Source organism: Citrobacter sp. wls826 (assembly GCF_005281245.1).
Lineage (GTDB): Bacteria > Pseudomonadota > Gammaproteobacteria > Enterobacterales > Enterobacteriaceae > Citrobacter > Citrobacter braakii.
Map to the genome: position 1 here is coordinate 92,121 of NZ_SZWS01000063.1, position 10,397 is coordinate 102,517.

Annotated in this window: 11 protein-coding genes; 9 read left to right on the forward strand and 2 right to left on the reverse strand. The window is 53.2% G+C overall.

Features of this window, described 5'->3' with window-relative positions; translation table 11 throughout:
* Both FDW87_RS19540 and FDW87_RS19545 read right to left on the reverse strand, forming a co-directional pair.
* Positions 1 to 320, reverse strand: a 320-nt coding sequence (locus tag FDW87_RS19540) for a DUF2002 family protein (protein ID WP_137380094.1), incomplete at its 3' end; no start/stop codon positions are given.
* A gap of 125 nt (positions 321 to 445) precedes the next feature.
* A complete protein-coding gene (locus tag FDW87_RS19545) occupies positions 446 to 1,780 on the reverse strand; it encodes a PLP-dependent aminotransferase family protein (protein WP_137380084.1) in 1,335 nt (444 codons plus the stop codon).
* A gap of 90 nt (positions 1,781 to 1,870) precedes the next feature.
* Here FDW87_RS19545 and FDW87_RS19550 point away from each other — a divergent pair, with 90 nt between their 5' ends.
* The 9 genes from FDW87_RS19550 to FDW87_RS23120 all read left to right on the forward strand — a co-directional run.
* A complete protein-coding gene (locus FDW87_RS19550) occupies positions 1,871 to 2,302 on the forward strand; it encodes a carboxymuconolactone decarboxylase family protein (RefSeq protein WP_094168699.1) in 432 nt (143 codons plus the stop codon).
* 225 nt (positions 2,303 to 2,527) lie between these two features.
* Positions 2,528 to 2,773, forward strand: a complete 246-nt coding sequence (nrdH, locus tag FDW87_RS19555) for a glutaredoxin-like protein NrdH (protein WP_016157297.1) — start codon at positions 2,528 to 2,530, stop codon at positions 2,771 to 2,773.
* A complete protein-coding gene (nrdI, locus tag FDW87_RS19560; RefSeq protein WP_016157298.1) occupies positions 2,770 to 3,180 on the forward strand; it encodes a class Ib ribonucleoside-diphosphate reductase assembly flavoprotein NrdI in 411 nt (136 codons plus the stop codon). The genes nrdH and nrdI overlap by 4 nt, the downstream gene beginning before the upstream one ends.
* The gene (gene nrdE, locus FDW87_RS19565; protein WP_075847555.1) at positions 3,153 to 5,297 is read left to right on the forward strand and encodes a class 1b ribonucleoside-diphosphate reductase subunit alpha; all 2,145 of its coding nucleotides are present in this window, start codon (positions 3,153 to 3,155) and stop codon (positions 5,295 to 5,297) included. Before nrdI ends, nrdE begins: the two co-directional genes overlap by 28 nt.
* A 10-nt stretch (positions 5,298 to 5,307) precedes the next feature.
* A complete protein-coding gene (nrdF, locus tag FDW87_RS19570; protein WP_016157300.1) occupies positions 5,308 to 6,267 on the forward strand; it encodes a class 1b ribonucleoside-diphosphate reductase subunit beta in 960 nt (319 codons plus the stop codon).
* A gap of 354 nt (positions 6,268 to 6,621) precedes the next feature.
* Positions 6,622 to 7,824 carry a glycine betaine/L-proline ABC transporter ATP-binding protein ProV gene (gene proV, locus FDW87_RS19575; protein WP_016157301.1) on the forward strand — a complete coding sequence of 401 codons (1,203 nt, stop codon included), beginning with the start codon at positions 6,622 to 6,624 and terminating at the stop codon, positions 7,822 to 7,824.
* Entirely contained in the window at positions 7,817 to 8,881 is a 1,065-nt protein-coding gene (gene proW / locus FDW87_RS19580) for a glycine betaine/L-proline ABC transporter permease ProW (RefSeq protein WP_016157302.1), read from the forward strand. Before proV ends, proW begins: the two co-directional genes overlap by 8 nt.
* A 68-nt stretch (positions 8,882 to 8,949) precedes the next feature.
* Positions 8,950 to 9,945 carry a glycine betaine/L-proline ABC transporter substrate-binding protein ProX gene (gene proX / locus FDW87_RS19585; RefSeq protein ID WP_016154154.1) on the forward strand — a complete coding sequence of 332 codons (996 nt, stop codon included), beginning with the start codon at positions 8,950 to 8,952 and terminating at the stop codon, positions 9,943 to 9,945.
* A 179-nt stretch (positions 9,946 to 10,124) separates the two neighbouring features.
* On the forward strand, positions 10,125 to 10,397 hold a 273-nt coding region (locus FDW87_RS23120), incomplete at its 3' end, for an MFS transporter (protein WP_349290615.1).

Consider the following 10,397-nt stretch of genomic DNA (forward strand, 5'->3'; position numbering starts at 1 on the left):
CTCAGATAACGCTCAAGCGCAATTCGCGAACTGAAGCCGTGCGGAATACCATAATGTTCGTGAGTCTCTCCGGCTAAATATAGCGGGAATTGCTGGTAGTGATCGCAGGTTTTAATATCCGTCGCAGGTTCCGCCAGCGAAGAGCTGCGCTCTTTTAGCGTGGGATGGATAACTAATGCGGTACGTCCCATACGTGCTTCACGGTTAACGTACACATAATTTTCGCCACGACGATAGCCGTACGTTTTTTGCGTCACTACATCGACGGTAAAGCCCACTTTTTCAAGTACGCGCGCCACCTCATCAGGTCGTAAATACATATATTTTTCCTCGTTATCTTTTTTACTGCGGGCTTACCTTACCTGATTCAGCATTAGCAACGCTTTCAGAAAAGTCCATAAACGAGTGGCGATGGTGGGACGAATATCTTAAGAACCGCGCAGAATTATGTCAGCGACATCCGCAGTTGATACGCCGCCTGCTGCGCCATTTCCACCGAGATGATGTTGGTAAACGACAACAATATTCCCCCCTTTCCTGCTGAAGTTATTCGCCAGCGGCTTAACGCCTGAACCGCCAGCCCGGCCTGATTCGCTTTGCGCACTAGCGCAACATCATCTCCGTCGACAGTTATCACCAGCTGAATCCCTCCTTCCTGAGGAATGACGTTAAATCCTTGTTCGCTCAGCGCGTTTTCCATCCATTGACGTCGCAGGGCATAATTCTGGCGCATACGTTTTAAGTGCCGCCAGAAGTGGCCATCTTGCATAAAATCCGCCAGCGTTTGCTGCCATAAAACCGGAACGCTACAGGCCGTTAGCGCCGCCTGCTGACGAAAATGTTCGACCTGAGTCAGGGGTACCACCAGCCATGCCGTGCGCAAAGCCGGAAACATCGATTTGCTGAACGTTCCGGCATAAATCACCCGCTGGGGCGCATCCAGACTTTTTAGCGGCGGCAACGGTTTGCCGTGGTAGCGAAATTCACTGTCGTAATCATCTTCAATGATCCACGCCTGCGCCCGAGTCGCCCATTCAAGCAGTTGGTGGCGACGGTCTAATGACAGGGCGACGCCCAGCGGACTTTGGTGTGCGGGTGTGAGCAGCACAAAACGCGCCTGCGGGTAGTCACGGATCCCAGCACAGACATCCAGACCATCGGCATCAACCGACACCGGCATCAGCTCAATGCGCTCCTGAGCCACCACGGGGTGAATCAACGGAAAGCCAGGATCTTCGACCCACATCCCCTCACCGGGTTGAGACAGAGCGCGCAGGATTAACGTCATTGATGCCGCGTAACCTGAAGTAATAAAAATCTGCTCCGGCTGGCACTCAATACTGCGTGAGACGCGCAGGTAATCGACAATCGCCTGACGTAAAACCCGTTCGCCGCAAACATCGCCCACGGCCAGGTCAAAACGCGTTTGGGTGCGTAAACGCCGCCCCATCACCCGCGCCCAGACGTCCCGCGGGAAGAGATCGAGTGCGGGTAATCCCATCTGAAAAGGCTGCGGCCTGGGGTTTTCTCCGGCGAAGATGGCGGGAGACACAGGTGCGTTTTCCGGTCGCAGTTGCTCACTGACAAATGTTCCTGCCTGCCCGCGTCGCGCGAGCCAGCCCTGCGCCACCAGTTCTGCATAGGCATTTTCCACCGTCGAACGTGATACCCCCAGCTCCTGGGCCCAGGTCCGACTGGAGGGCAATCTTGTGCCTGGCTTTAGTTCACCTTTCTCAATGGCGTTTTTTAACTGACGGGCGATATGCTGATAGCGTGGCATTTATGGTCTGCTTTTTTGGCAACAATATGGCTCTCTGTAGCAGTCCATTATAGTGCTACATTGCGGGTCATCCAAACGAGGAGAAATACCATGACAATGTTACGCCAGCCCTATTATGAACTCAGTCCTGAAATCTATAACGCTTTGGTTCAGGCCAGCAAAGCGCTGGAAAACTGCGCGCTGGAACCTACGCTGACGGAACTGATTTACCTGCGAGTCTCGCAAATCAACGGCTGCGCCTTTTGCCTGGAAATGCACAGTAAGGCGCTGCGCAAATCCGGTGTTGCGCAGGCCAAACTGGACGCGCTGGCAGGCTGGCGGGTGAGTCATCACTTCAGCGAGCAGGAGCGTGCGGCACTGGCGTGGGCCGAATCCGTCACCCATATAGCCAACACCCATGCCGAAGATGACGTTTATCTGCCGCTGCTCGACCATTTTAGCGCGAAAGAGATTAGCGATCTGACGTTTGCTATTAGCCTGATGAACTGCTTTAACCGTCTGGCGGTAGGGATGCGCATGTGATTCTGCGCTGCCGGATGGCGACATAAACGCCATCCGGCAACCTGCCATAGTTTCTATCACTTCCTCCGTCACGCTCATCACCCATGCCCTCATCAATCTAAAATTACCATATCTTGTATGGTTGAATCTTTTTAAAACTACATCTAGTATCTCCTCTATCAAGACACACACAACCTGACGCCCTCTATCGCGTCATTCTTTTACTTTTAGATGGAAATACGAATCATGCGCATTGTTATTTACACTCGTAACAACTGTGTTCAGTGCCACGCCACTAAGCGGGCGATGGAAAGCCGCGGGTTTGACTTTGAGATGGTAAACGTCGATTTACACCCTGATATGGCGGATCGCCTGCGCGATCAAGGCTTTCGTCAATTACCGGTCGTGGTCGCAGGGGAAACCAGTTGGTCAGGATTTCGCCCGGACATGATCAACCGTCTGCGCCCGGCTCCTCAAGTGGCCAGCGCATGAGTCAGCTCGTCTACTTCTCCAGCAGCTCCGAAAATACGCACCGCTTCATGCAGCGTCTGGGGCTGCCTGCCATCCGCATTCCGCTTAACGAACGCGAGCGGATCCGGGTAGACGAACCTTACATTTTAATCGTGCCCTCCTACGGTGGCGGCGGTACAGCTGGCGCGGTCCCGAGACAGGTGATCCGCTTTTTAAACGATACGCACAACCGGGCGTTAATCCGTGGAGTGATCGCCTCCGGCAATCGCAATTTCGGGGACGCCTACGGTCGCGCGGGTGATGTCATCTCACAAAAATGCGGCGTGCCGTGGCTCTATCGCTTTGAGCTGATGGGCACCCAAAGCGATATCGACAACGTGCAAAAAGGAGTGAGCGAATTTTGGCAACGACAACCACAGAACGTGTAGAACAGCAGACGCTGGATTATCACGCCCTGAACGCCATGCTGAATCTGTACGATAAGGCCGGGCGCATTCAGTTCGACAAAGACCATCAGGCGGTGGAGGCATTCTTTACCGCCCACGTCCGCCCCAACTCGGTGGCGTTTGCCAGCCAGCAGGCGCGTCTGGACACGTTGGTGGATGAAGGCTATTACGATGCCAGCGTGTTAGCCCGCTACGATCGCGCGTTTGTGCTGAAGCTATTCGCCCACGCCCACGCCAGCGGATTTCGTTTCCAGACGTTCCTCGGCGCATGGAAGTTCTATACCAGCTATACGCTGAAAACGTTCGACGGGAAGCGCTATCTCGAAGACTTTGAGGATCGCGTAACGATGGTGGCGCTCACGCTGGCGCAGGGCGATGAAGCGCTCGCTCTGCAACTGACCGATGAAATGCTCTCCGGGCGTTTTCAACCCGCCACGCCAACCTTTTTAAACTGCGGTAAACAGCAACGCGGCGAGCTGGTTTCCTGCTTCCTGTTACGCATTGAAGACAACATGGAGTCAATTGGACGGGCGGTCAACTCGGCGCTGCAACTCTCCAAACGCGGCGGCGGCGTGGCATTTTTGCTCTCTAACCTGCGTGAGGCGGGTGCGCCCATTAAGCGCATTGAGAACCAGTCCTCTGGGGTGATCCCGGTAATGAAAATGCTGGAGGATGCGTTTTCTTATGCGAATCAATTAGGGGCGCGTCAGGGTGCGGGCGCGGTGTATCTGCACGCGCATCATCCGGATATTTTGCGTTTTCTCGATACCAAACGTGAAAACGCCGACGAGAAAATCCGTATCAAAACGCTCTCGCTTGGTGTGGTGATCCCGGATGTCACCTTCCAGTTAGCCAAAGAAAATGCCCAAATGGCGCTGTTTTCACCGTATGACGTGGAACGAATTTACGGCAAACCATTCGGTGATATCGCCGTAACTGAACGGTATGACGAACTGGTTGCCGACAAACGAGTGCGCAAAAAATACATTAACGCCCGCGATTTCTTCCAGCGGCTGGCCGAGATCCAGTTCGAGTCCGGCTACCCTTACATCATGTTTGAAGACACGGTGAATCGCGCCAATCCGATTGCCGGTCGTATCAATATGAGCAACCTGTGCTCGGAGATTTTGCAGGTTAACAGCGCTTCCACCTACGATGAAAACCTCAATTACGCACAAACAGGGCACGATATATCCTGCAACCTCGGCTCGTTGAATATCGCTCATACCATGGATTCGCCAGACTTTGGGCGCACTGTGGAAACGGCGGTTCGCGGTTTAACGGCCGTTTCGGACATGAGCCATATCCGCAGCGTACCCTCAATTGAGGCCGGGAACAGCGCATCGCACGCTATCGGTCTTGGGCAGATGAACCTGCACGGGTATCTGGCACGGGAAGGTATCGCCTACGGCTCACCTGAAGGGCTGGATTTCACCAATCTCTATTTCTACACCATCACCTGGCATGCGCTGAATACGTCGATGAAGCTCGCCCGGGAACGCGGCAAAACCTTTGCCGGATTCAGGCAGTCCCGCTACGCCAGCGGTGAGTATTTTAACCAGTATCTGCAGGGCGACTGGCAGCCAAAAACCGCCAAGGTTCGCACACTGTTTGCCACCAGCGGCATTACGCTGCCAACGCGCGAAATGTGGTCGCAGCTGCGTGAAGATGTCATGCGCTACGGCATTTATAACCAGAATTTACAAGCGGTTCCGCCAACGGGTTCTATCTCCTACATCAACCATGCGACATCAAGCATTCACCCGATCGTGTCAAAAGTGGAGATTCGCAAAGAGGGCAAAACCGGGCGCGTTTACTACCCTGCCCCGTTTATGACCAATGAGAATCTGGCCTTGTATCAGGATGCCTACGAGATTGGTCCACAAAAAATCATTGATACCTACGCTGAAGCAACGCGGCATGTCGATCAGGGGCTTTCACTGACGCTCTTTTTCCCCGATACCGCCACCACTCGCGATATCAACAAAGCGCAGATTTACGCCTGGCGTAAGGGCATCAAATCGCTGTATTACATCCGACTACGCCAGTTGGCGCTGGAAGGAACCGAAATCGAAGGTTGCGTGTCATGCGCGCTGTAAGGAGGACAACATGACATTATCCCGCGTGAGTGCCATCAACTGGAACAAGATTGAGGATGATAAAGATCTCGAGGTTTGGAATCGCCTGACCAGTAACTTCTGGCTACCGGAAAAGGTCCCGCTCTCCAACGATATCCCGGCCTGGCAAACGTTGAACGCCGCCGAACAGCAGCTGACTATCCGCGTTTTTACCGGGCTGACGCTGCTCGACACTATTCAGAACATAGCCGGTGCACCAGCATTGATGGCCGATTCGTTAACGCCGCATGAAGAGGCGGTGCTATCGAATATCAGCTTTATGGAAGCGGTGCACGCCCGTTCGTACAGCTCAATTTTCTCCACTCTTTGCCAGACCAAAGACGTGGATGCGGCTTACGCGTGGAGTGAAGAAAATACCCCACTCCAGCGCAAGGCGCAGATCATTTTGACACATTACGCCAGCGACGAACCGTTGAAGAAAAAAATTGCCAGCGTATTTCTGGAATCCTTCCTGTTCTATTCCGGCTTCTGGTTGCCAATGTATTTCTCCAGCCGCGGAAAACTGACCAATACCGCCGATCTCATTCGTCTGATCATTCGTGATGAAGCAGTTCACGGGTATTACATTGGTTATAAATATCAAAAAGGTCTGGAGCACATTTCTGAATCCGCACGCGAGGAGTTAAAGAATTTTGCCCTCGACCTGCTGATGGAATTGTATGATAACGAAGCGCGTTATACGGAAGAATTGTATGCAGAAACCGGCTGGGTGGATGACGTCAAAGCCTTCCTTTGCTACAACGCCAATAAGGCATTAATGAATTTGGGGTATGAGGCATTATTTCCGCCAGAAATGGCGGAGGTTAACCCGGCAATCCTTGCCGCGCTGTCGCCCAACGCTGACGAAAACCACGATTTCTTCTCGGGTTCCGGCTCATCATACGTGATGGGAAAAGCTGTCGAAACCGAAGACGACGACTGGAATTTCTAGCACTCATTTCCGCGGGAAATACCGTACATTTTTCGCGGAAATATTTTAACAGGATCACACTTTTGTCGTGCAAATATAATTGTGTGATCTACACTCAATATCAGCCGCATTATTCGCCTGCATTTCAGCAATTCAGGCGACTTTTCATTGCCATTTACAAAAAATATTACCCCATTCACATTCGCGCTCAGCCCTTATATCACGGGAAGTCCCGCCACATGGCCTTCAGCAATATTCGTGCCACAAACAAATTCAGGGTTGTCTCAGATTCTCAGTATGTTAGGGTAGAAAAAGGTCACTATTTCCATCAGGTAATATATCGATATAAACAAATAACAGGAATCATTCTATTGCATGGCAATTAAATTAGAAGTTAAAAATCTCTATAAGATATTTGGAGAGCATCCGCAGAGAGCCTTCAAATATATTGAAAAAGGACTTTCAAAAGAGCAGATTCTGGATAAAACAGGGCTATCGCTTGGCGTTAAGAACGCCAGTCTGGCCATTGAAGAAGGCGAGATATTTGTCATCATGGGATTATCCGGTTCGGGTAAATCCACAATGGTACGCCTTCTCAATCGCCTGATTGAACCCACCCGCGGGCAAGTATTGATTGACGGCGTAGACATCGCCCGGATATCCGATGCAGAGCTTCGCGAGGTGCGCAGAAAAAAGATTGCGATGGTTTTCCAGTCCTTTGCCCTGATGCCGCACATGACGGTCCTGGACAATACGGCATTCGGCATGGAATTAGCCGGTGTTGGCGCGGATGAACGTCGTGAAAAAGCGTTAGATGCGCTGCGTCAGGTTGGTCTGGAGAATTATGCTCACGGATACCCGGATGAACTTTCCGGAGGGATGCGCCAGCGTGTGGGCCTCGCCCGTGCATTAGCCATTAACCCTGACATCTTATTAATGGATGAGGCCTTTTCTGCCCTCGATCCGTTAATTCGTACCGAGATGCAGGATGAACTGGTAAAACTACAGGCGAAACATCAACGTACCGTGGTCTTTATTTCCCACGATCTCGACGAAGCTATGCGTATTGGCGACAGAATTGCCATTATGCAAAACGGTGAAGTGGTCCAGGTCGGCACGCCAGATGAAATCCTGAATAATCCGGCCAATGATTATGTACGCACCTTCTTCCGCGGCGTTGATATTAGCCAGGTCTTTAGTGCCAAGGATATTTCACGTCGTAGCCCTGAAGGTTTAATTCGTAAAACGCCCGGGGTCGGTCCACGTTCAGCGCTGCAATTATTGCAGGACAAAGATCGCGAATATGGTTACGTGATCGAGCGCGGCAATAAATTCGTCGGCGTTGTCTCTATCGACTCTTTAAAAACAGCATTAAGTCAGGCGCAAGGTATTGAAGCGGCATTGATCGATGAGCCGTTAGCCGTGGATGCGCAAACTCCTCTCAGCGAGTTGCTTTCTCATGTCGGCCAGGCCCCGTGCGCGGTGCCGGTTGTTGATGAGGAACAACAGTATGTGGGCATCATTTCAAAACGCATGCTGTTACAGGCTTTAGATCGTGAGGGGGCAAACAATGGCTGATCAAACCAATCCGTGGGATACCACACCAGCGGCCGACAGTGCCGCACAAACCGCCGATGCCTGGAGTACGCCATCAGGCGCGCCAGCTGACGGCGGTGGCGCAGACTGGCTGACCAGCGCACCCGCGCCGGCGCCAGAGCATTTCAATATTATGGATCCGTTCCATAAAACGCTGATCCCGCTGGATAGCTGGGTCACAGAAGGGATCGACTGGGTCGTTACCCATTTCCGTCCGGTCTTCCAGGGCATTCGAGTCCCGGTGGATTATATTCTGAACGGCTTCCAGCAGCTTCTGTTGGGTATGCCTGCCCCGGTGGCGATTATCCTGTTCGCTCTGATTGCCTGGCAGATTTCCGGCGTTGGAATGGGCGTTGCTACGCTGATTTCATTGATTGCAATCGGGGCCATCGGCGCGTGGTCGCAGGCCATGATCACCCTGGCGCTGGTACTAACCGCGCTGCTGTTCTGCGTGGTGATCGGTCTACCGATGGGGATCTGGTTGGCGCGCAGTCCACGGGCGGCAAAAATTGTTCGTCCGCTGCTGGACGCCATGCAAACCACACCTGCGTTCGTCTATCTGGTGCCGATCGTCATGCTGTTTGGTATCGGCAACGTCCCGGGCGTGGTGGTGACGATTATCTTCGCCCTGCCGCCAATCGTGCGTCTGACCATTCTGGGGATTAACCAGGTGCCAGCCGACTTGATTGAAGCCTCGCGCTCATTTGGCGCCAGCCCGCGCCAGATGCTGTTTAAAGTCCAGCTCCCGCTGGCGATGCCTACCATTATGGCCGGGGTCAACCAGACGCTGATGCTGGCGCTCTCAATGGTCGTCATCGCGTCGATGATCGCCGTCGGCGGACTGGGTCAGATGGTTCTGCGCGGAATCGGTCGTCTGGATATGGGGCTTGCCACCGTCGGCGGAGTTGGGATCGTGATCCTCGCCATCATTCTCGACCGCCTGACGCAGGCTGTCGGTCGCGACGCCCGTAGCCGTGGCAACCGTCGCTGGTACACCACCGGTCCCGTTGGGCTTATCACTCGCCCATTCACGAAGTAATTCACCCGCTGCCCGGTGGCGTATTGCTTACCGGGCCTATACGTCCCTCCAATAATTAAGGAACAACGATGCGACAGAACGTCATTATTGCCACAGCGTTTGCCACCCTTGTCTCCACCAGCACTTTCGCTGCCGATCTGCCAGGCAAAGGCATCACTGTACAGCCAATCCAGAGCACTATCTCTGAAGAATCCTTCCAGACGCAACTGGTCGCCCGTGCGCTGGAGAAACTGGGTTATACCGTTAACAAAACAAGCGAAGTTGACTACAACGTCGGCTATACCTCCATTGCCTCTGGCGATGCAACTTTTACCGCTGTGAACTGGCAGCCGCTGCATGATGATATGTATGCCGCAGCGGGCGGAGACAAAAAGTTCTATCGCGAGGGGGTATTCGTTACGGGTGCCGCGCAAGGTTATCTGATCGATAAAAAAACCGCTGAGCAGTATAAAATCACCAACATTGCCCAGTTAAAAGATCCGAAGATCGCCAAAATCTTTGACACCAACGGCGACGGAAAAGCAGACATGATGGGCTGCTCGCCGGGCTGGGGCTGCGAAGCGGTGATCAACCACCAGAACAAAGCCTTCGATCTGGAAAAAACCGTCGAGGTCAGCCACGGTAACTATGCGGCGATGATGGCTGACACCATTACCCGCTTTAAAGAAGGCAAACCCATTCTTTACTACACCTGGACACCGTACTGGGTGAGCGACGTAATGAAACCGGGTAAAGATGTGGTCTGGTTGCAGGTGCCGTTCTCTTCCCTGCCAGGCGAGCAGAAAGACATTGATACCAAGCTGCCAAACGGCGCCAACTACGGCTTCCCGGTGAACACTATGCATATCGTCGCCAACAAAGCCTGGGCGGAGAAAAACCCGGCTGCGGCGAAACTGTTTGCCGTCATGAAGCTGCCGCTGGCGGATATCAACGCGCAGAACGCGATGATGCACGACGGGAAAGCATCTGAAGCCGACGTGCAGGGTCACGTTGACGGCTGGATCAAAGCCCACCAGCAACAGTTTGATGGCTGGGTGAAAGAAGCGCTGGCTGCGCAGAAATAACCCCCTCGTAGGTCTGATAAGCCTAGCGCCATCACACCAATGCCGGATGGTGGCGCGATGCGCCTTATCCGGCCTACACGCCCTCCTCCCAACCGCACAATCCATCACCCAACAAATCAGCAACATTTAATCACTTACGTTATGATTGTTTTCTGCAACCCATTTTTCAGTTGAAAACCATGACGAAAACCACTCAGGGACTTAGCCCTTCGCTGATCCTGTTAATGTCTATCGCCACCGGCCTCGCCGTCGCCAGTAACTATTACGCGCAGCCGCTGCTCGACACTATCGCACGTAACTTTTCGCTATCGGCCAGCACCGCTGGCTTTATCGTCACCGCGGCCCAGCTCGGCTATGCCGCCGGCCTGCTGTTTTTAGTACCACTTGGCGATATGTTTGAACGTCGGATGCTGATCGTCTCCATGACGCTGTTAGCGGCAGGCGGCATGCTT